Origin of the sequence: Nosocomiicoccus ampullae, assembly GCF_001696685.1 — a bacterium.
GTDB classification, from domain to species: Bacteria; Bacillota; Bacilli; order Staphylococcales; family Salinicoccaceae; genus Nosocomiicoccus; species Nosocomiicoccus ampullae_A.
This window is the reverse complement of the sequence record NZ_MBFG01000023.1, coordinates 1-22,043: the sequence shown is the minus strand read 5'-3', so window position 1 is coordinate 22,043 and position 22,043 is coordinate 1. Positions and strand designations below refer to the sequence as shown.

General features: G+C 36.7%; 23 protein-coding genes. 17 read left to right on the top strand and 6 right to left on the bottom strand.

Annotated features, from left to right (window positions below):
* Positions 1–641: bifunctional 5,10-methylenetetrahydrofolate dehydrogenase/5,10-methenyltetrahydrofolate cyclohydrolase (locus BBS29_RS07810; protein ID WP_068131068.1), on the top strand; the 641-nt coding region annotated here is incomplete at its 5' end.
* 4 nt (positions 642–645) lie between these two features.
* The gene (locus tag BBS29_RS07805) at positions 646–933 is read left to right on the top strand and encodes a hypothetical protein (protein WP_068131067.1); all 288 of its coding nucleotides are present in this window, start codon (positions 646–648) and stop codon (positions 931–933) included.
* A 37-nt stretch (positions 934–970) separates the two neighbouring features.
* Here the strand turns inward: BBS29_RS07805 and BBS29_RS07800 are convergent, their stop codons facing one another.
* The 4 genes from BBS29_RS07800 to BBS29_RS07785 all read right to left on the bottom strand — a co-directional run bounded on the left by BBS29_RS07800 (position 971) and on the right by BBS29_RS07785 (position 3,961).
* On the bottom strand, positions 971–1,288 hold the full coding sequence (locus BBS29_RS07800; protein WP_102167670.1) for a hypothetical protein: 318 nt from the start codon (positions 1,286–1,288) through the stop codon (positions 971–973).
* A 55-nt stretch (positions 1,289–1,343) separates the two neighbouring features.
* Positions 1,344–1,661, bottom strand: a complete 318-nt coding sequence (locus BBS29_RS07795) for a hypothetical protein (protein WP_068131060.1) — start codon at positions 1,659–1,661, stop codon at positions 1,344–1,346.
* A gap of 134 nt (positions 1,662–1,795) precedes the next feature.
* Positions 1,796–2,728 carry a manganese-dependent inorganic pyrophosphatase gene (locus BBS29_RS07790; RefSeq protein ID WP_068131056.1) on the bottom strand — a complete coding sequence of 311 codons (933 nt, stop codon included), beginning with the start codon at positions 2,726–2,728 and terminating at the stop codon, positions 1,796–1,798.
* A 48-nt stretch (positions 2,729–2,776) separates the two neighbouring features.
* Positions 2,777–3,961 carry an MFS transporter gene (locus BBS29_RS07785; RefSeq protein ID WP_068131053.1) on the bottom strand — a complete coding sequence of 395 codons (1,185 nt, stop codon included), beginning with the start codon at positions 3,959–3,961 and terminating at the stop codon, positions 2,777–2,779.
* A gap of 88 nt (positions 3,962–4,049) precedes the next feature.
* Between BBS29_RS07785 and BBS29_RS07780 the strand changes: the two genes are divergently transcribed.
* The 12 genes from BBS29_RS07780 to gatB all read left to right on the top strand — a co-directional run bounded on the left by BBS29_RS07780 (position 4,050) and on the right by gatB (position 17,830).
* A complete protein-coding gene (locus BBS29_RS07780; RefSeq protein WP_068131050.1) occupies positions 4,050–5,498 on the top strand; it encodes a nicotinate phosphoribosyltransferase in 1,449 nt (482 codons plus the stop codon).
* Positions 5,491–6,321, top strand: coding sequence for an ammonia-dependent NAD(+) synthetase (gene nadE, locus BBS29_RS07775; RefSeq protein ID WP_068131046.1), 831 nt, complete (start codon positions 5,491–5,493; stop codon positions 6,319–6,321). The genes BBS29_RS07780 and nadE overlap by 8 nt, the downstream gene beginning before the upstream one ends.
* Positions 6,322–6,357: 36 nt before the next feature.
* Positions 6,358–6,933: a DUF2179 domain-containing protein gene (locus BBS29_RS07770; RefSeq protein WP_068131072.1), complete on the top strand. Its 576-nt coding sequence runs from the start codon at positions 6,358–6,360 to the stop codon at positions 6,931–6,933.
* Complete coding sequence (locus tag BBS29_RS07765; RefSeq protein ID WP_068131043.1) at positions 6,923–7,120, top strand: NETI motif-containing protein; 198 nt, start codon at positions 6,923–6,925, stop codon at positions 7,118–7,120. Before BBS29_RS07770 ends, BBS29_RS07765 begins: the two co-directional genes overlap by 11 nt.
* 22 nt (positions 7,121–7,142) lie before the next feature.
* A complete protein-coding gene (gene purB / locus BBS29_RS07760; protein WP_068131040.1) occupies positions 7,143–8,441 on the top strand; it encodes an adenylosuccinate lyase in 1,299 nt (432 codons plus the stop codon).
* Positions 8,442–8,544: 103 nt separating this feature from the next.
* Positions 8,545–9,219, top strand: coding sequence for a heptaprenylglyceryl phosphate synthase (locus tag BBS29_RS07755; RefSeq protein ID WP_068131036.1), 675 nt, complete (start codon positions 8,545–8,547; stop codon positions 9,217–9,219).
* Positions 9,219–11,384 (top strand): DNA helicase PcrA, encoded by a 2,166-nt coding sequence (gene pcrA, locus BBS29_RS07750; protein WP_068131035.1) that lies wholly within the window; start codon positions 9,219–9,221, stop codon positions 11,382–11,384. The genes BBS29_RS07755 and pcrA overlap by 1 nt, the downstream gene beginning before the upstream one ends.
* Positions 11,385–11,390: 6 nt before the next feature.
* The gene (gene ligA, locus BBS29_RS07745; RefSeq protein WP_068131032.1) at positions 11,391–13,361 is read left to right on the top strand and encodes an NAD-dependent DNA ligase LigA; all 1,971 of its coding nucleotides are present in this window, start codon (positions 11,391–11,393) and stop codon (positions 13,359–13,361) included.
* Between the two features lie 3 nt (positions 13,362–13,364).
* Positions 13,365–14,570 carry a CamS family sex pheromone protein gene (locus BBS29_RS07740; RefSeq protein ID WP_068131031.1) on the top strand — a complete coding sequence of 402 codons (1,206 nt, stop codon included), beginning with the start codon at positions 13,365–13,367 and terminating at the stop codon, positions 14,568–14,570.
* A 64-nt stretch (positions 14,571–14,634) separates the two neighbouring features.
* Positions 14,635–14,925 (top strand): Asp-tRNA(Asn)/Glu-tRNA(Gln) amidotransferase subunit GatC, encoded by a 291-nt coding sequence (gatC, locus tag BBS29_RS07735; protein WP_068131028.1) that lies wholly within the window; start codon positions 14,635–14,637, stop codon positions 14,923–14,925.
* A 10-nt stretch (positions 14,926–14,935) separates the two neighbouring features.
* The gene (gatA, locus tag BBS29_RS07730) at positions 14,936–16,399 is read left to right on the top strand and encodes an Asp-tRNA(Asn)/Glu-tRNA(Gln) amidotransferase subunit GatA (protein ID WP_068131026.1); all 1,464 of its coding nucleotides are present in this window, start codon (positions 14,936–14,938) and stop codon (positions 16,397–16,399) included.
* On the top strand, positions 16,400–17,830 hold the full coding sequence (gene gatB, locus BBS29_RS07725) for an Asp-tRNA(Asn)/Glu-tRNA(Gln) amidotransferase subunit GatB (RefSeq protein WP_068131022.1): 1,431 nt from the start codon (positions 16,400–16,402) through the stop codon (positions 17,828–17,830).
* Between the two features lie 48 nt (positions 17,831–17,878).
* On the opposite strand, the gene BBS29_RS07720 is transcribed toward gatB, so the two are convergent.
* Positions 17,879–18,649 (bottom strand): hypothetical protein, encoded by a 771-nt coding sequence (locus BBS29_RS07720; RefSeq protein ID WP_068131014.1) that lies wholly within the window; start codon positions 18,647–18,649, stop codon positions 17,879–17,881.
* Between the two features lie 139 nt (positions 18,650–18,788).
* Here BBS29_RS07720 and BBS29_RS07715 point away from each other — a divergent pair, with 139 nt between their 5' ends.
* A complete protein-coding gene (locus tag BBS29_RS07715) occupies positions 18,789–19,676 on the top strand; it encodes a diacylglycerol kinase (RefSeq protein WP_068131011.1) in 888 nt (295 codons plus the stop codon).
* Positions 19,677–19,685: 9 nt separating this feature from the next.
* Here BBS29_RS07715 and BBS29_RS07710 read toward each other — a convergent pair whose 3' ends face one another.
* Positions 19,686–19,910 carry a hypothetical protein gene (locus tag BBS29_RS07710; protein ID WP_068131008.1) on the bottom strand — a complete coding sequence of 75 codons (225 nt, stop codon included), beginning with the start codon at positions 19,908–19,910 and terminating at the stop codon, positions 19,686–19,688.
* Between the two features lie 76 nt (positions 19,911–19,986).
* Between BBS29_RS07710 and rlmD the strand changes: the two genes are divergently transcribed.
* A complete protein-coding gene (rlmD, locus tag BBS29_RS07705) occupies positions 19,987–21,318 on the top strand; it encodes a 23S rRNA (uracil(1939)-C(5))-methyltransferase RlmD (RefSeq protein ID WP_068131005.1) in 1,332 nt (443 codons plus the stop codon).
* A gap of 82 nt (positions 21,319–21,400) precedes the next feature.
* A complete protein-coding gene (locus BBS29_RS07700; protein ID WP_068131002.1) occupies positions 21,401–21,997 on the top strand; it encodes a type IV toxin-antitoxin system AbiEi family antitoxin domain-containing protein in 597 nt (198 codons plus the stop codon).
* Positions 21,998–22,043 lie beyond the last annotated feature (46 nt).

Here is a 22,043-nt window from a genome sequence, read left to right as displayed (position 1 = left end):
AATTTAAAGAGATTAACTGGGATTTTTCAATCCACGGTATTCTTTTATTACAACCACTTCCAAAACATATTAATATTACGAGAGCTGCGCAGTTAATGCGTTCATTTAAAGATATCGATGGGTTAACAGTTATGAACTTAGGTAAAGTGTTAACGAACGCAGATGACCGTTTAGAACCATGTACGCCAGCAGCGGTGATGGAGTTCTTTGATTACTACAACCTCGATTTAAAAGGTAAAAACGTAACAGTAGTCGGAGCAAGTGCAGTCGTTGGTAAGCCGTTATCGTTACTCATGATGAATAGAGATGCAACAGTAACGACGTGTAACTTATATACAGACGACTTAGTCGACAAATGTAAAAATGCAGATGTTATTGTGAGTGCTGCTGGAGCAGTAGATTTAATTCGTAAAGAGCATGTTAAACCAGGTGCTGTCGTTATCGACGTTGGTATTAACTTTAACGAAGAAGGAAAACTTGTCGGAGATGTTGCGTACGACGAGGTTAAAGAAGTTGCAGGTTACATTACGCCAGTACCAGGTGGAGTGGGTGCAATTACGACGACAAAACTCGCTGAGCATTTAATTAAAGCAATCGAACATCAGAAACAAGCAATATTATTTATCGAGGATAAATTCTAAACCGATGAAAAAACGTACAATAGTTTTATTAATCATTGCAATTATTATTTTATTTATCCCAGTGGTCGATAAGACGAGCAAGTCCGAGCGAGTGATTATAGATAATTCAACGAGAGAAATTATTCATCCGGATTGTTTTGATGAAAAAAAACATTCAAATTGGATCGACGAAGTTACATTTAACAATGCGTTAAACAACAAAGAATATTTGGTTAGAGACACATGTTCAATAGAAAAATTGCCGATTGGAAAGACGTCTATATTTAATCGGATGTTTTTAAAAAAAGATTAAACAAAAATGTCTGGCTCAATTAAGAGTCAGACATTTTTTAGTATAAATCCAATTTCATCTTAGGTTTCGCATCTGTTTGAACGAATATAACGACGTCTCCATCTGTCGTAAAATATACATTCTCTAAATTTCGATTCGTCGTGACAGACGCCTCCTCAATTTCAGTGTGCGATTCAATAATAAAATCGTGTTCTTTTATATCGAACGTAATCGTAAATGTACCTACACTTTGAAACTCTTCGTCTTCATATTGCGGAATATCTCTAAAAGCTAAGTCATATACGATTTCAATTTTATTTTTAGAAACAGTGTTTTCAGAAAAACTCGTATAATAATTTACTCCATCAATTGTCATATACATATTAACGAGCGTATTTTCGATATATTTATATTCGAATTTAATATCTATCTTAGTCCAACTCCTTTACAGTAGGGTCAACGTTACTATACACAGTTACTTTTTCGTCAGGTGAATCATAGACATAGCACTGGACTTTTGGCTCGATATACTTAATGCCTTCTATAACATTAGATGGTTTATATGAATTTCCTTTTTGTATGATTGAAGATACATGTTGCATCCCGCGATAAGTTCTAAATGTCGCTTCAAATAACTTTCTATGGTGTTTGTAATGAATAGTTGTCGTCATAGGATAGCTTCCTTCTTCTACTATTATTTCGTATCTATAAAACAGAATTTCATCTACTTCAACATGAATGTGTTCCATAGGCAACATCTCCGTTTTTTTAATTATTTTTATTATAAAACACTAATTGAAAAATTACTGTTAAATATATAAAGTGAAATCAAAATAAAAACCTTCCAGTATTTTTATAATACTAGAAGGTTATGATATTATTTTTACTCATATAATGATTGGAATGCTTTTTCGATGTTTGGAACGACTTGTTTTTTACGAGAAACAACTCCTGTGAGTAACGCTTCGTTGTCATCTAGTGCAACGTCAAATGCACGCTCGATGACTTTGTTGTTTTCTCCGATTGCGATGACTCTAGAGTCTGACGCTAAGATGTCTGTTACGACTAAAATGAATAGGTCGTACTTTTCTCTGTCGCTTTCTTTTTTGATTTCATCGACGAGTTCATTTTTTCTTTCGAAAAGTTCATCTAAATCAACGACGTTTACTTGAGCGATTCTTACGCTGTTATCGCCCATTTCAAAAGTTTTCGCGTCTCCAGTGATAAGTGCTTGTGCACTTTTATCTTTCGTTGAAGCACCTGCTTTTAACATTTCTAAACCGTAATGATCATAGTTCACGTCTGCGATTGTTGCGAGTTCGTGAAGTGCTTCTTCGTCTTCAGTAGTCGTCGTTGGTGATTTTAATAATAACGTATCAGAAATGATTGCTGACATCATTAAACCAGCCATTTCTTTTGTTACTGTGACATTGTTTTCTTTACAAATCTTATTTAAAATCGTCGCAGTACAACCGACAGGCTCTGCTCTAAAGTAGAGTGGAGCATTCGTTTCAAAATTTGCTACACGGTGGTGATCAATGACGCTAATAATTGTTGCTTTGTCGATACCGTCTGCAGATTGTTGAAACTCGTTATGGTCAACGAGCATGACTTCGTCATTTTCTTGAACTGAATCTAATAATTCAGGTGTTTCCACATTAAAATAGTTTAACGCGTATTCTGTTTCTTTGTTTAAATCTCCAAGTCGGTAAGCTGTCGCTTCTTTACCGAGTTCACGTTCAATAATTGCTGCTACGATCGCAGATGTGATTGTGTCTGTATCCGGGTTTTTATGTCCAAAAACTTTTACTGTCATTGAATAAACTCCTTATTTATTGTCTAATTAATTTTATTTTATCACGAATTAGAAATTCGTTCTATTTTTGAGTTGATAACGGAAAATTAAGTTTCCGATTAATACGAGAACCATTACAACTGTAAAGAATGAGAAGTATAACGTGCCATTTGATAGGCTGATTAACGATCCACCAAATACTGGTCCGAGTATACTTCCGATAGAAAATATAATACTGATAAGTAAGTTCCCTGCAGCTATATGTGTACGTGGAATGACATCTGTTAAATAGCCAAGTCCAAGACTATACATCGATCCACACGCAACTCCGGTCATTAAAAATAGTGCTGTCAGCATGAAAAATGATTCTTTATTGAGTTCCATTAGTAAAAATCCGATACTTCCGATTGCGACTAACCACGTGAGTAGTTTGCCACGCCCCATTCGATCTCCGAGTGCACCGATTGGAAGTTGGAATAAAATAGCACCTAAGTTAAACATCGGTAAAATCCAAGTCACTTGGCTAATTTCAAAGCCATTTCGCATTGCAAATACTGGGAAGTTTGAGTTTAAAGAACTCTCATAAAACCCGTATAACATCGGGAACATTAGTGCTGCCCAGCCGTACACGATAACTGTTTTAAAGTTCGTTAACGTTGATAATAACGTAATTGGTACATTATCACTATCTGGTTTTGCTTCGCTCGCACCTTTTAATGTGAAAATTAGCGGCCATGCAAGCATTGTAATCACACTCGATAAAACAAACGGAACGTGAGTCCCATAAACGACTAAGTCGGCAACTTTTGGTCCAATCATAAATCCTAACGAGAAAAATAGACCATACACAGCGATAACTTTTCCGATTTTATGTTGTGGTGTTGTTGATGTGAGCCACGTTTGTGTTGACATATGTAATACGTTATCTGCAATTCCGATAATTACGCGTAATATAAACCAAAACATAATTGAATCTAAAATGGGGAATAAAAACAACGATACACCGACAAATAGTCCACCGAATATAATGAGTTTTTGATATCCGTATTTTCTCATCGGTGCTTCTATTAAGAAACTAGATATAAATACACCGAGATATAATCCAGCAGTATGGAACCCACTTAACGTCGCACTAATACCACGTGACTCAAAAATAAACGATATTAAGGGGAGTAACATACCTTGAGAGAATCCACTTATACAAACGATGATAGATAAAACGACGAAGCGTGCTCTGAAACTAGTAAATCTCATTTAATTCACCCGCCAATTCATATATAATGTATGTAATCTATAAAAAATTTAAAAATAAAAATTCATCTTCTAAGTAAGGGGTTAAACGATGTTTAAAGACGACAGTTATATGTTACACACAGATTTGTATCAAATCAATATGGCAAAGACATATTTTGATAAAGATATTCATAATAAACGTGCAGTGTTCGAAGCATATTTTAGAACGATGCCGTTTAAAAATGGATACGCTGTATTTGCTGGACTTGAGCGTATTATCGACTATATAAAAAATCTTAGATTCTCAAAATCAGATATCGAGTATTTAGAAACACTTGGTTATGACGAAGCATTCATTAACTATTTAAGAGAGTTTCGTTTCACAGGTACAATTCGTGCGTTTAAAGAAGGGGACGTTTGTTTTAATAACGAGCCGATACTCCAAGTGGACGCACCACTTGCAGAGTGTCAACTGATCGAAACGGCTATTTTAAATATCATCAACTTCCAAACACTAATCGCAACGAAAGCAAGCCGTATTCGTGAACTCGTTCCGAATGATCAACTGATGGAATTTGGTACACGTCGTGCACAAGAGTTTGACGCGGCAATTTGGGGCGCACGCGCTGCAGTCATTGGTGGATTTGACGGTACGTCAAACGTTCGCGCTGCTAAAAAGTTCGGTATTAAGCCTACAGGTACACATGCCCATGCGCTCGTTCAAACGTTTGGCGATGACTATTCAGCATTTAAAGCATATGCTGATACGCATAAAGACTGCGTCTTTTTAGTCGATACGTTCGATACGTTAAAGTCTGGTGTTCCAACAGCGATTCGTGTCGCAAAAGAATACGGTGACAAAATTAACTTTATCGGTATTCGTTTAGACTCTGGAGATATTGCGTATTTATCTAAAAAAGCGAGAAAGATGTTAGATGACGCTGGATTTAAAGATGCAAAAATCATCGTATCTAATGACCTCGACGAATACACAATTCAGTCGTTACTCACGCAAGGTGCTAAAGTAGATAGTTACGGTATTGGTACAAAACTAATTACTGCATACGATCAACCTGCGCTTGGTGCAGTATATAAACTATCTGCAATTGAAGACGAAAATGGCCAGTTAGTCGACCGTATGAAAATTTCAGGAAACGTCGAAAAGTTGACGACACCAGGTAAAAAAGAAGTGTATCGTATTATTAATAATGAGACGAAAAAATCTGAAGGTGATTATATTACTCGTGTCGGTGAGGAAATCGATTATAGTGAACCGTTATTTATGTTCGACCCTGTGCATACAGTTAAACGTAAATACGTTAAGAACTTTACAGCAGTGAAAAAGTTACATGATATTTTTGTCAACGGACAACTCGTATATGAGTCACCATCTATTGAAGAAATGAGTCAATTATGTGAAGCAGCGTTAGATGAATTATGGGAAGAAAATAGACGTCTATTAAACCCACAAATTTATCCAGTCGATTTAAGCTTACAATTATGGGAAGATAAAAAGTCATTAATCGAATCGATTGCTGAGCGTGATATTAATGCATAATATTCAGCGAGAAATTATAGACGCGTTACATGTTAAAGAAAACATCAACCCTGAGAGAGAAGTACGTGAAATCATCGATTTTCTTAAAAACTATAAATACCACCACGACTTTATTGAAAGTTTCGTCTTAGGTATAAGTGGCGGTCAAGACTCAACATTACTCGGAAAACTCGCCCAAATGGCAGTCGAAGAGTTACGTGAAGAAGGTCATACGATTCATTTTTACGGTGTGCGTTTACCGTACGGTACACAGCTCGATATGAATGACGTCGACGACGCTATTACTTATATAAATCCAGATTTTGACGTCACAATCAATATAAAAAATGCCGTCGATGCGAGTGTAAAAGCACTAAACGATGCATCGTTTCATATTAATGACTTCGTGATTGGTAATGAAAAAGCACGTGAACGCATGAAGGCACAATATGCGATTGCTGCAGACCGTAAAGGTGTAGTACTCGGTTCGGATCACGCAGCAGAAGCGTTAACTGGATTTTATACGAAGTTTGGTGACGGCGCAGCAGACGTCATGCCTTTAACTGGTTTAAACAAACGTCAAGGACAACAAATTTTAAAATATTTAAATTGTCCAGAACATTTATATTTAAAAGTTCCTACAGCAGATTTAGAATCCGACCGCCCACTGTTAAGCGATGAAGATGCACTTCAAGTGAGTTATAAAGATATCGATGACTTTTTAGAAGGTAAAACAGTACCTGAAGCGGCGTTTGATCGTATCATTCATTTATATAAGACGAGTCAACATAAAAGAGACAAACCGTATCATCGATACCTTAAACCGAAATACATGGAGGAATAATTATTGTTACAATTAATTAGTGAAAACGCATGGCTGATGGTACTTACAATCTTTTTAATCAACATATGTTACGTCTCGTTTTTAACGATGCGTACGATTTCGACGTTAAAAGGATATAAGTACGTCGCTGCGTTAGTGAGTATTTTTGAAACGCTCATTTATATTATCGGACTTGGTCTAGTGTTAGATAACTTAGATAAGCCGATTAACATACTTGCGTATGCGTTTGGTTTTGGTACAGGGATACTCGTCGGTATCCGCATCGAAGAAAAGCTTGCTTTAGGATATCAAGTCGTCAATGCAATAACTGCAGAAAAAGATAAAGATTTGCCGATGCAGTTAAGAGAACTTGGCTACGGTGTTACGCACGGGTACAGTTATGGACGTGACGGTGAACGTACGACGATGCAAATTTTAACGCCGAGACGCCACGAGAAAAAACTTATAAATACGATTATTGAGCTTGATCCGAATGCATTTATCGTGTCATATGAGCCAAAATCTATTCACGGTGGATTCTGGACAAAAGGTGTACGAAATCGTGAAGTTGCGTCATATGACGTTGAAGATGTAGAAGAAATTTTAGAAGAAGTCGGTACTAATGAAAAATAAAAAACAATTAAAAAAGAAAAAGTTTGAAGTTACAGAGAACGATACGATTGAATCTGTGTTAAAGCAAATGAGAAGCGAAGGATATACGCCCGTGAGACGTATAGAAAAGCCTGTCTTTAAGGAAACTGAAAACGGGATTGAAGTGAGTCACCAAGAAATAGTATTTGAAGGTAAATTAATCGATTAACGATAAAAGGAGACGTATAGATATGATTCCTCGTTATACTAGAGAAGAAATGGCCAATATTTGGACAGAAGAAAACAAATTTCGTGCATGGTTAGAAGTTGAAATTTTAGCAGCAGAAGCGTGGGCAGAGCTTGGAGAAATTCCAATGGATGAAGTAAAACAACTCCGTCCAAATGCTAAAATCGACATCGACCGAATTAAAGAGATTGAAGCAGAAACACGCCACGACGTCGTCGCGTTTACGCGTCAAATCTCTGAAACGTTAGGGCCTGAGAAAAAGTGGGTCCACTACGGTCTTACGTCAACAGACGTCGTCGATACGGCACAAGGGTACTTAATTAAACAAGCAAACGAAATTATCGAAAAAGATTTAAATGCATTTTTAGACGTCTTAAAAGATAAAGCGCAAGCACATAAATACACGTTAATGATGGGTAGAACACATGGTATTCATGCAGAGCCTACATCGTTCGGTATTAAACTTGCATTATGGTATGAAGAGATGAAACGCAACTTAGAGCGTTTTAAATATGCGAGAAAAGATATTGAAGTTGGTAAAATGAGTGGAGCAGTCGGCAACTTTGCGAATATTCCACCTGAAATTGAAGAGTACGTCTGTAAACATCTCGGTTTAGACTATGCACGTGTATCGACACAAACGTTACAGCGCGACCGCCATGCATTTTATATTTCGACACTTGCGTTAATCGCAACATCTATTGAAAAGATGGCAGTAGAAGTCCGTCATTTACAACGTAGTGAAGTGCGTGAAGTTGAAGAAGCGTTTAGAAAAGGACAAAAAGGTTCGAGTGCGATGCCACATAAACGTAACCCGATTGGCTCAGAAAACGTTACAGGGATCGCTAGAATTATTCGTGGGTATATGACGCCAGCGTTTGAAAATGTACCGTTATGGCATGAAAGAGATATCTCTCACTCAAGTGCAGAGCGTATTATGCTGCCAGACGTTACGATTTTAACAAATTATATGTTAAATCGATTTAAAAATATTATTCAAAACTTAGTCGTTTTTGAAGACAATATGAAAGCAAATATTAACGCGTCATATGGACTTGTGAACTCTCAGCGCGTCATGCTCGGTTTAATCGATAAAGGACTATCACGTGAAGCAGCATATGACCTCGTTCAACCACGTGCGATGGAAGCATGGGAGGGTAAACAAGCTCTACAACCGTTAATAGAAAACGACGCAGAAATCACGAAATATTTATCACAAGAAGATATTGATGATGCGTTTGATAACAGACATTATTTACAATCAGTAGACCGTATATTTGAACGCGTCGGATTAGAAGAATAAACCTAGACATTGTCTAGGTTTTTTTCGTGGATGACTATCGTACGTTTAGAATGCATAGTAAAAAAATGCTATAATTATAATATTGATTTTATGGAGGAAACGAATGTTAAACGACGTAAAACATATATTTAAATTAGATCCAGCGAAAGAGATTAGCGATGAGCATTTAGAACGGTTAGCTGAAAGTAAAACAGATTTAATCGTCGTCGGTGGAACAGATAATGTCACTGAAGACAACGTTTTAGATTTACTCGCGCGCGTGAGACGTTTTAGTATTCCACTCGCACTTGAAATATCTAACACTGAATCTGTCATCGGTGGATTCGATCATTATTTCATCCCAGTTGTGTTTAATACGACGAATATTAAGTATCATAACGGACTACTCGTTGAAGCGTTACAAGAATTTCACGATCTTATCGATTACGACGAAGTTTCGATATTGCCATATATAATTTTAAATGAAGAGTGTAAAGCGTTTAACAAGGCGGAGTGCTATTTACCAGATGAAGAAACACTCACAAGTCTTGTAAATATGATTGATAAGCTATATGAGTCAAAGTATTTATACATCGAATGCAGTGGGAAATTGATCGACGTAGACACGTTAAAACATATACATTCACAACTTAAAAATAGCCATCTTATTTACGGTGGTGGAATTAAAAATCGTGAAGAGTTTAAAGAAAGAAAACCTTTCGCAAATACGTTAGTCGTCGGTAATTCAATTTACGATGACTTTACTCAAGCATTAAAAACGACAAATGAGGTAGAGTAATGGATTTATCTTTAATGAACCGAGCGCAATATGAAGCAATTACGACAACAGAAGGCCCTGTCCTCGTTATGGCGGGAGCTGGAAGTGGAAAAACACGTGTGTTAACGCATCGTATCGCATATTTAATTGAAGAAAAAGATGTGCCGAGCTACAACATTTTAGCGATCACGTTTACAAATAAAGCAGCGAAAGAAATGAAAGAACGTGTCGACAAACTAATCGACGAAGACACATCTAAAATGTGGATTTCAACGTTCCACGCGATGTGCGTTAGAATTTTAAGGCGAGATATCGATAAACTCGGCTACGATAGAAGTTTTTCAATCTTAGACACGACAGATCAGCTCAATGTCGTAAAAGATGTTTTAAAATCGATGAATATAGACCAAAAACAATATCCGCCCCGCCAGTTTTTAAATGCTATTTCAAACTTTAAAAACGCATTAATTACTGAAAAAGAAGCGAAAGAAAACGCATATGATTTTAGAGAAAAGTTAAACGCAGATATATATACGGCATACCAAGAAATTTTATATCGGAACAGTGCGCTAGATTTTGACGATTTAATTATGCTGACGATACAACTGTTTCAAAAAGATGAAGCAATCTTGAATTATTACCAAACGAAATTTCAATATATTCATGTCGATGAATATCAAGATACGAACCATGCACAATATCAGCTCGTCTATATGCTCAGTCAAAAATATGAAAATATTTGTGTCGTCGGAGACAGTGACCAGTCGATTTATAAATTCCGCGGTGCAGATATTATGAATATTTTAAACTTCGAAAAAGACTACGATAACGTAAAGACGATTTTACTTGAAGAAAACTACCGTTCGCATCAGCGCATATTAGACGCAGCGAATAACGTCATCGAAAACAACACGAGTCGTGTACCTAAAAACTTAGTGACGAGTCGTGGTAAAGGTGAAAAAATAACATCGATCGTCTCTCAAAACGAACGAGAAGAAGGACAGCGCGTCGTTAAACAGATTCAAAAACTTAAAAATGAAGGATATAGTTTTAACGACATGGCTGTATTGTACCGAGCAAACTCACAGTCGCGTGCAATCGAAGACGCACTCGTAAAATCATCCCTGCCATATAATATGGTTGGTGGTATGAAATTCTATCAACGTAAAGAAATTAAAGACTTAATGAGTTATATGAAAGTCGTTTTAAATATCTACGATGATATCGCAATGGAACGTATTATTAATACACCTAAGCGAGGAATCGGTCCGAAGACAATCGACACGTTAAAGCAACATGCGAACCAGTTGGACTCGAGTATATACGACGCAATTAAAGACGCGGATTTCATCGGTCTATCAAAGAAAAACGCTGAAAACCTAGCACAATTATTAAGTGTGCTTGAAAACTTAAAAGAAAAATCTAAGTTTATGTCTATCACAGATTTAGTCGATGAAATACTCCACGACACTGGATATTTAAATATGCTTATCCGTGAAAACACACTTGAAAGTAATTCACGTATAGAAAACTTGGAAGAGTTTAAAACAGTAACGAAAGAATTTGATGAAACACATACGATTGGTGACGAACTGTTGTTTGACTTCTTAAGTGATATGGCACTCGTTAGTGATCAAGATAGTGTTGACGATACAGATGCTGTCACACTTATGACAATCCACGCCTCTAAAGGACTCGAGTTTAAAGTGATTTTCATTGTTGGTCTTGAGGAAGGGCTATTTCCTTCATATAGATCGATGGATACTGAAGAAGAACTCGAAGAAGAGCGCAGACTTATGTACGTCGCGATTACACGTGCGATGGAGCGCTTAATCATTTCACGTGCGACGTCACGTACTATATTTGGTCGAACAAATAACGCAATGGAAAGCCAATTCTGGTCAGAAATACCAGCAGATTTAGTTGAAGGTGAATCCCTCATTTCTGTATACGACGGACGTAGTAGTAACAGTAAGAAACGTCCACGTAGTAAAAGCCAAGTGTTTACAGATAATAGTGGCGTAACATTTAACGTCGGCGATAAAGTGACACACAAAACGTTTGGTGACGGTATGATTACAGCAATTAACGGGTCAGGTGACAGTGAGGAGCTCGATATCGTATTTTCAAAAGTTGGTCCGAAACGTTTACTTGCGAAATTCGCACCAATTGAAAAGAAAGAGTGATAACAAATGGAAAAACGCATGCGAGAATTAGAAAAACTTCTGACGCAGTACAATTATGAATACCACGTTTTAGATGACCCTTCAATTCCGGATCAGACGTATGACAAGTTATTCCATGAATTAGTTCAACTTGAAGAAGAGTATCCCGAGCTAAAAAGCGACACGTCTCCAACTTCTAGAGTCGGAGGCGTGGTGCTTGATAAGTTTGAAAAAGTCACACATGAGACGCCGATGTTATCTTTATCTAATGCGTTTAACGAAGCAGATTTACGTGCATTTAACGATAGAGTAGAACGCGCGGTCGGAAAAGTAGAGTATATGTGTGAATTAAAAATCGACGGTCTTGCAGTATCGCTTTTATATCAAGACGGTAAATTCTCCCAAGGTGCCACACGTGGTGACGGTACTGTTGGTGAAAATATTACTGATAACTTAAGAACGATTCGAGCGATTCCTCTGTCAACAGATTTAAATGCACAATTTGAAGTACGCGGTGAAGCGTATATGCCAAAAAAAGCATTTGAAACGTTAAATAAACGTCGCGAAGAAAATAATGAACAAGTATTCCAAAATCCAAGAAACGCTGCAGCAGGTAGTTTACGTCAACTCGATACAAAACTGACGAGTGAACGTAATTTATCTATATTTTTATACGGGACACCACGCGCGGACATATTAGGGGTCACGTCTCAAAGTGAGGCACTCGATCAGCTCGATAAGTTAGGATTTAAAACAAATAAAGAACGCGCAGTGAAAGAAGATATCGACGGGGTGATCGAATACGTCAACTACTGGCAAGAGCACCGTAATGAGTTACCGTATGAAATCGACGGTATTGTAATTAAAGTGAATAACATAGACTTACAAGAAGAGATTGGTTATACTGTCCGCTCGCCAAAATGGGCAATTGCGTATAAGTTCCCAGCTGAAGAAGCAAAAACGAAAATTATAGACATTGAACTGACAGTCGGTCGTACAGGTGTCATTACACCGACGGCAATTTTAGAACCAGTGCGTGTCGCTGGGACGACTGTTGCACGTGCATCACTTCATAATCATGAGCTAATCGAGGAAAAAGATATTCGTATTAACGACACGGTAATTATCCATAAAGCCGGAGATATTATCCCGGAAGTTGTGCGTGTCGTGTACGAAGAACGTACAAATCAAGAAGTGTATAAAGCACCGACACAGTGCCCGTCATGTGGTCATGAAGCGGTCAAGTTAGACGAAGAAGTAGCGATTCGTTGTATTAACCCGAAATGTCCGGCTCAAATCGTAGAAGATATTATTCACTTTGCATCTCGAGGGGCAATGAATATAGACGGACTCGGTGAGAAATTTGTCCATCAGTTATACGATGCAAAACTTATTTCAGACGTCGCAGATCTATATACGCTTAAAAAAGAGGAACTTATAGAATTAGACCGCGTGGGACATAAAAAAGCGGAGAACCTCTTAAACGCAATCGAAGCGAGTAAAGAAGCACCACTTCAAAAATTATTATTTGGTCTTGGTATTCGTTTTCTCGGCCAAAAGGCGTCACGTTTAATTGCGGAGAGATTTTTAACGATGGATAATATTTTATCTGCTGAAAAAGACGAGTTGATGGAAGTTCCTGAAATCGGTGAAGTAATCGCAGATTCTGTTGTAACGTATACGTCAAACGATGATTTTATTCACCTTATTGAAAAACTAAAATCAGCAGGTTTAAATATGACTGAAGAGGTTGAAGAACAAGAAAGTACACAGTTTGACGGGATGACGTTTGTGTTAACAGGTAAACTAGAAGAATTAACACGTAACGAAGCAAAAGAAAAAATTGAGTTAAATGGCGGAAAAGTGACAGGTAGTGTGTCTAAAAACACAGATGTCGTCGTCGCTGGTAGTGATGCTGGGTCTAAATTAGATCGTGCGAGAGAGTTAGAAATTACTGTATGGAGTGAAGCGGATTTACTCGAAAGGTTGGGCGAATAGCAGATGAAAAAACTTGTAATGAGTACGTTGTTTGGTACAGCGATATTAACGGCATGTTCGAATACGTCTGTCGACGTTGAGAATGCGTCAGAAAATAACGATGAAAATAACAATAACGTTCAAACAGTACGAAATGAAGATGTACAAGATAGTGTCACACAAAGTATTTCAAGCGATTATTACCAATCTGTCTTACCATACGAACTCTCTCCAGCACGCGGGTTAACAAGTTCTAATATGGTTTCAACATATAACATGGAAGCTTTTGAAAAAGGACTTTTTGAACAATCAAAAAGGTTCTTCCCTACAGATGAATACGTGTTTCGTGAAGGACAAATTATGTCTGAGAAAATGACGCGAGAGTATTTAAAACGTCAATATACGAAAGAGCAAATCGATGAGATGGATGAAGCAACACTTAAAAGGACAGGTGCATTTAGTAACTTAGGGTTAAACCCATCAAACAACGGAGAAGAAGATCCAGAAAAACTTGCAGAGAACGCGCCACTTTACTTATCTCATATACTTGAACAAGATTACTTAAAAATTGACGAAGAAGGTAATCAGACGTTCGAAGGGATTACGTTCGGACTTGCAATGAACAGTGAGTACTTATATCAAAAAGAGCAGTATGGAACGACATATCAAAAAGATTTAGATTTAGAAGTCGTTCAAAAAGAGGGCGAAGATATGGCGCGTGAAATTTTAGAGAGACTTCGAGAAAACAGTGATTATGTCGATAAAAAAGTCGTATTTGCGATCTTTATCCAATCAAAGGGAACGGATATTATACCTGGTAACTTCGTATCCTACGCGGTTGTTGAACCAGGTGCAAAAGAAATTCCTAAGTTTGAAACGATCGATGAACAGAACGTTTTACTACCATCAAATAATGAATCAGTACCAGAAGAAGTAAATAGCGAATATCGTGCATTTAACCGAGAACTCGAAAGTTACTTTAAATCATTTTCTACAAGTGTTGGACGCGGTGTAATTCGTGACGGTAAACTCGACGAGTTATCAATTGAAATACCATTTGAATACGAGTCACGTGGTGAAATGGTCGGTTTAAGCCAATTCGTGTATGAACTTGTCGAAAAACATTTTAAAGGTACAAAAGTTCAAGCAAAGATTCAAGATAAGTCAAAAGTGTATTCTATTATTACGTCTGACGGTGAAGAGAATACGGAACTTTATATTACAGAATAACAAACAATAGAATTGAAACGTATATTTTGATAAAATAATACGTGTTTTAAAAAGGAGGATATTTATGCCAACAGTATCAAAAGAAGAAGTACTAAAGATGGCAGACGTTGCGAAAGTTGCATTAACTGAAGATGAGGCAACGCTTTATGCCGAGTCTATTTCAGACATCGTTGAACGTGCAGAGGCTTTAAAAAATATGGACTTATCTGACGTTGAACCAGCAACACATGCGTTAGAAATTTATGACGTCGTACGTGAAGACGAGCCAAACAATCAAGTATCGATTGAAGATGCGTTATTAAACTCAGAATCAACAGAAGACGGACAATTTAAAGTACCAAAAATGATTTCCTAGGAGGGACATTGTGACTAACATTCATCATTTAACGGTTGAAGAAATCGTATCAAAAATTAAGCAAAAAGAACTCACACCTTCAGAAGTCGTTGAAGGATTATATAAACATATTGAAGACTATGACAGTAACATTCAGTCGTTCATCAAATTAACGAAAGAAAACGCATTAAAAGAAGCAAAGCATCTTGATGAATTACAAGCAAAAGATGAAATGACAGGTGAACTTTTTGGTTTACCAGTTGGTATTAAAGACAACATTTTAACAAAAGGGATCACGACAACAGCAGCATCTAAAATGCTTGAAAACTTTACACCAATTAACGACGCGACGGTCGTTAAAAAGTTAAAGGACGCAGAAACAGTCAGTCTCGGTAAAATTAACTTAGACGAGTTTGCGATGGGATCTACTACTGAAACGTCTTATTATAAGAAAACGACAAACGCTTGGAGTACAAAGCTCGTTCCAGGTGGATCATCAGGTGGTTCTGCAGCAGCAGTCGCAGCAGGATTTGTCCCAGTAGCGCTTGGAACTGATACTGGTGGTTCGATTCGTCAACCAGCAAGCTTTAACGGTGTCGTTGGTATGAAACCAACATACGGTAGAGTGTCACGCTTTGGTGGCATTGCATTCGGTTCATCATTTGACACGATTGGACCAATTACAAAGACAGTAAAAGACAACGCAATGCTTTTAAACGTTTTAAGTGGACTCGATGAGTTTGACGGTACAACTGCGGACAAAGAAGCGGATTTCTTAACAAACATCGATAACGATATTAAGGGTATGAAAATCGCAGTCGTTAAAGAATTAATGACAGAAGACGTTAACGCTGAAGTACGTGAAAGCATTGAAAAAGCAGTTGAAACGTTTAAATCACTCGGTGCTGAAGTTGAAGAAGTCAGTATCGATCATTTAGACAAAGTCATTTCAATTTATGAAATCGTAAGTTCAAGTGAAGCATTTTCTAACTTAGCACGCTTTGACGGAATTCGTTACGGTTACCGTGCTGAAGCAGAAAACTTAGAAGACTTATATAAGAAAACACGTGGAGAAGGTTTCGGTGACGAAGTAAAACGCCGTATCATTTTAGGTACGTATATGTTACAAGCAGGTCATTTTGAAGATTACTTCGAACAAGCGCAAAAAGTACGTCGTTTAGTAATGGAAGAATTTGCGGAAGTTTTATCGAAATTCGATCTCATCTTAACACCAACAACAGCTGCACCAGCACATGAATTTGGTAAACCAGACGACAATGTGTGGATGACAGACGTCTTAACAATTCCAGCGAACTTAACAGGATTACCAGCATTATCAGTACCGTGTGGCTTAACTGAAGATAATCGTCCAATCGGATTACAAATCATTGGAAATCACTACGAAGAAAGTAAGATTTACAATGCTGCGTATAAATTCGAACAACAATTTAATCTTCACGATGAATTAAAAAATCTCACATTGGAGGTTAAATAAATGCATTTTGAAACAGTAATCGGACTCGAAGTACACGTCGAGTTAAATACAAAATCAAAAGTATTCTCAGGTGCACCTTCACACTTTGGTGCAGAACCAAATACAAACCTTTCTGTTATGGAGCTTGCACATCCTGGTGCGTTACCAGTCGTTAACAAAACAGCAATCGAGTACGCAATGAAAGCAGCTCTTGCTTTAAATATGGAAATTCCATCTGTTACTCGATTTGACAGAAAACATTACTTCTATCCAGATAACCCGAGTGCGTACCAAATTACGCAGGATAAAGAACCAATCGGTCAGCACGGACATATCGAAATTGAAGTGGATGGTAAAAAGAAAAAAATCGGTATCACGCGTCTACACTTAGAAGCGGATGCTGGTAAATCAGTCCATAAAGACGACCATTCACTCGTCGACTTAAACCGTCATGGTTCAGCACTTGTAGAAATCGTATCTGAACCAGATATTCGTACACCTGAAGAGGCATACAAATATTTAGAAAAACTAAAATCGATCATCCAATATACAGGTGTTTCTGACGTTAAAATGGAAGAAGGATCATTACGTGCGGATGCGAACATCTCAATTCGTCCATACGGACAAGATGAATTCGGTACGAAAACAGAGTTAAAGAACTTAAACTCATTTAACCACGTACGTAAAGGTTTAGAATTCGAAGAAAAACGCCAACAACAAGTCCTAATGTCAGGTGGAGAAATCAAACAAGAAACGAGACGTTTTGACGAAAAAACTGGCGAAACAATTTTAATGCGTGTTAAAGAAACAGCAGATGATTACCGTTACTTTAGAGATCCAGACCTTGGACCTGTAAGAATTAGTGACGAGTGGAGAGAATCTGTAAAAGCAAGTATTCCAGTACTCCCAGACGAGTTAAAAACACGCTACTTAGAAGAGTACGGTTTACCAGAATATGACGCAGATATTTTAACACTCACAAAAGAACACTCAGACTTCTTTAACGAGATGGTCGAAACACATAAAGCAGATCCAAAACTTGCATCAAACTGGATCATGACAAGTGTGAACGAGCACTTAAACAAACAACAAGTAGAACTTCACGACACAGAAATTACACCGAAAAACTTAGCTGAAATGATCGGACTTATTGAAGACGGTACAATTTCAGGTAAACAAGCGAAAAAATTATTCTCTGAATTAATTAAAAACGGTGGAGAAGCAAAAGCAACAGCTAAAAAGCTCGGTATGGAACAAATTTCAGACCCAGCAGTACTTGGTGAAATGGTCGAAGAAGTACTCAATGAGAACCCTCAATCAATCGCAGACTTTAAAGATGGTAAAGACCGTGCGATTGGATTCTTAGTAGGACAAATTATGAAAAAATCACGTGGACAAGCAAACCCACAAATGGTTAACAAGATTCTTTTAGAAGAAATTAATAAGAGATAATATTTAAAAAAAGACTTTGCACCTAAACTTTAGGTGCAAAGTCTTTTATTATTGTAAGAAGAAGTCTCTAATATTTTTAGCAACTTCTTTTTCAGCTTCACGAGTTAATACGTTTTGATCGTAATCATACATGTCATCGATCTCTATTCTACTATTATCAACGTAGAAATAATCGTTCTCTCTCATAAATGCTTGATCATCTTCTAATACGTTTTGTAAGTTAACATGCGCATGTGCGTTTGGTTCACTTAAAATGACAGCTGTCTTATTTGCTTCAAGTAGCGACATATACATACGTAATACGTTTGGTAAGTCGTGACTTGGAAGGACCTCTTCGTTATAGTCTTGAATTTGGAGTGCGCTTAACAGCACGACATCAGCACTGTCATTAATGTTTAACTGTGCAAGTTGACCAGAATTAACATCGATATCGATACGATTAAATTCAATCGTCGTATTGTTAAATGCTTCTTTTAAATCGTTCATGAATGCATCGCTATAATACGTCGGTAATACAACATCGACCGTTAACGGTTCGTTGTTTTGAATGTTTGCATCATACTTATCTTGGATGACATCTTCATTAAATCTAAGTGGTTCACTTGAAACATTATTTTCTGATGTAGAAGCTTCTTCTTTTCCGTCATCTTCTTTGTTCGTGTGATCGTTTTTATCTTTTTGGTTATCGCTGTTACTGGAATTTTCTACTTGACTAGTATTGTTATTATTATCTACGTTACTCTTATTTTCGTGTAAAAAATTTAAGTATAATAAAAATAAAAATACTAGTGAAAGTAGGACAATAATTAGTTTTTTCATCAAATCTCCTCGTAATTTTTTAATGTCTATATTATATATGATACAATTATCTAGATTAGATAATACCATATTTAAAAATATTTTTCATTAACATGAGCAAATATTGTTAGTACGATCAAATATGCGTAGGTGATAGCTTATGAAAACAGCACGTATTATATATAATCCGACGGCAGGGCGAGAAGTGTTTGAGCAACAACTTCCTCAAATTCTCGAACGTTTAGAGCGTGCAGGGTACATTGCGAGTGCACATAGAACGACTGGTATGGGTGATGCGATTGTTGCTGCAAAACGTGCATGTGAACTCGAGTTTGATTTAGTCATTGCGGTTGGTGGTGACGGGACAGTAAACGAAGTAATTAACGGTCTACTTCAGCATGAGACTCCACCTGAATTTGGGATTATCCCAATGGGAACAGTAAATGATTTTACACGAGCGCTTGGTATACCGAGCGATATTTTTGAAGCGCTCGACTATATTATTGAAGGTGAACCATTTGCGATAGATTTAGGTCTCATGGACGGTAAATACTTTATGAATATCGGTGGGGGCGGTAAGATTACAGAGGTGTCTTACGAAGCACCGAGTCGCTTAAAGGCAGTTATCGGATCTCTTGCATATTACGTAAAAGGAATTGAACTTATCCCGCAAATTACATCATTCCCAATACGAATTGAACACGATGATGATGTTTACACAGGACGTGTTATGTTGTTTTTAATCGGTTTAACAAACTCGATTGGCGGATTTGAACAACTCGTACCAGATGCTGAGTTAGACGACGGATATTTTTCGGTTTTAATATTAGAAGAGGTCAATTTAGCAGAGCTTGCACACGTTTTAACGCTTGCGATGCGTGGGGAGCATTTAAAGCACGATAAAGTAAAATACTTTAAATCAAGAGAGCTATATGTCTCGAGTTTCGAAGAAGTACAGTTAAATTTAGACGGAGAACTCGGTGGTGTGTTACCTGCACATTTTAAAAATTTACAACAAGCCATTAAAGTAAGAATTAAAAAAGAATAACCGCTTTGGTTATTCTTCGTTTTTTTGTTCATTTTTAATCGACTCGATTTCTTCATCGAACGTCGTTTTATGTTTTTCGTTAAATGCTTCAATATGCGTATTTCTTACGAGGGTAAAATTTAACGCAATAAAAAATGAGACACCAGTCATAATGATTGCTGGTAAGCCAAGTTCAAATGCAGTAAAAAGAATATATGCAAATAGAACCCATAACATCAAACCACTCGCTCTCACAACATACCCTCCCAAATCTTAATATAAATATTATAATTAATTTCATCTATTTTTAAAAGAGAAAACAGGGGATAATATGGATAATATATATAAAAGTAAAGTGTCAGGATACACACATGACGGTAGAGGTGTTGTAAAAGAAAATCACCTCGCGTTTTTAGATGGTGCTATAAGAAATGAAACAATTACATATACACTCACTCAGACTGGTAATAAGTTTAGTCAGGGGAAAGTAGTAGATGTTTTATCGAGAAGTGAAAATCGTGTAAATCCACCGTGTAAATATTATGACATCTGTGGTGGATGCCACGTTCAACATATGAATGAAACCGAGGAACGAGACTTTAAAAAAGAAGCGGTTTTAAATACGTTAAGACGTCATATTAAAGATATAGAAGTGAACGATACAGTTGAACTTGACGAACTATATTATTACCGAAATAAAACAGTGTTTGCAGTGAGAGAACAGCGTGGTAAAGTGGTCATCGGTCAATTTCAAAAAAATGGTAAAGACGTCGTCGATATCGATCATTGTATGATTCAAAAAAGAAGTCATAACGAGATCATCGAAGTGTTAAGAAAACTGATAGTAAAATACGACATTTCAATTTACAATGAAGAGAAACATACTGGGTTTTTAAGGCACTTAATCATCCGTTCTAATCACGATGACAGTGAAATACAAATCGTGTTTGTTACGAATAGTAAATCATATACATTTAAACCATTAGTCGATGAACTCGTTCAAGACGCTAGAATTACAAGTGTCATTCAAAACATTCACACTGAAAGAACAAATCTCGTCACGAGTTACAACTCAGTCGTACGATACGGTAAGTCATATATAAAAGATGAGTTATTAACAAAACAATTTAAAGTGAAAGACTTATCGTTTTATCAAGTGAATCACGATATTACAGAAAAGATGTATAGTGAAGCAATCAAACGAGCTGCACTAACAAAAACAGACGTCGTCATCGATGCGTATTCAGGTATTGGTACGATCGGTCAATTATTAGCAGACAAAGTGGATGAAGTAATTGGTGTAGAAGTCGTCGAAAGTGCAGTCGAGGACGCAAGAGACAATGCAAAGTTAAACGACATAAAAAATGCGACGTATGTATTAGGTAAAGCTGAAGAGAAAATTAAAGAGATTGTAAACGAAAAACATATCGATGCATTATTTATCGATCCTCCGAGAAAAGGGTGCGACCGTGCATTTTTAGATACGGTTTTACAAGTGGAACCAGAGAGAATCGTGTATATCTCATGTAATCCAGCAACACTCGGACGTGATTTAAAAATATTAAGTGAAAAATATACAATAGGACCAGTCACACCGTACAATATGTTTTCAAAGACGTATCATGTGGAGGCTCTAGTGCCACTGACAAGGAAAAATGATTAAATTTGAATTGATATGATTTCTATTTATTACTTCCTTTTGTGCTTTGTTTTATATATAATAAAGCACAAAAGGAAGTTTTTTTATGAACAAGAAAAAAATAAATAATATTATTAAAAAAAATAATGGAATAATTACAGCATCAGAAGCTACAGAAAAAAGTATAGATTCTTGGTATCTTACAGATATGGTTCGAAATGGTGAACTTGAAAGAGTAGCAAGAGGTGTTTATCTTCATCCTTCCTATGATAATTATGATGAACTATATATTTTCCAACTTCAACATAAGGTATGCATTTATTCTTATCAAACCGCGCTTTATTTACATGGTCTGACGGAAAGACTACCTTTTACTAACGAGGTTACGGTATATCAGGGATATAATACTTGGAGAGTAAAAGATATGGTTATACCTCATCATGTAAAAAAAGAATGGTACGAAGTGGGAATTACTGAGGTTAAAACGGAGATAGGTAATATAGTTTCGGTATATGATATGGAAAGAACACTTTGTGATATTGTTAGAGATCGAAAAAATCAAGATCCTGAAATATTTTCAAAAGCTTGGAATTTTTATCTGAAGAGAGATAGTAAAGATATATGGAAATTAAGAAAATATGCGAATATATTTGGAATATCCGAACAGATTGAAAATATTTTAGAGGTTATTGTATATGAATAAAGATAGTATAACTGCAAAAATTAGAAATAAAGCTATGGAATTAAAG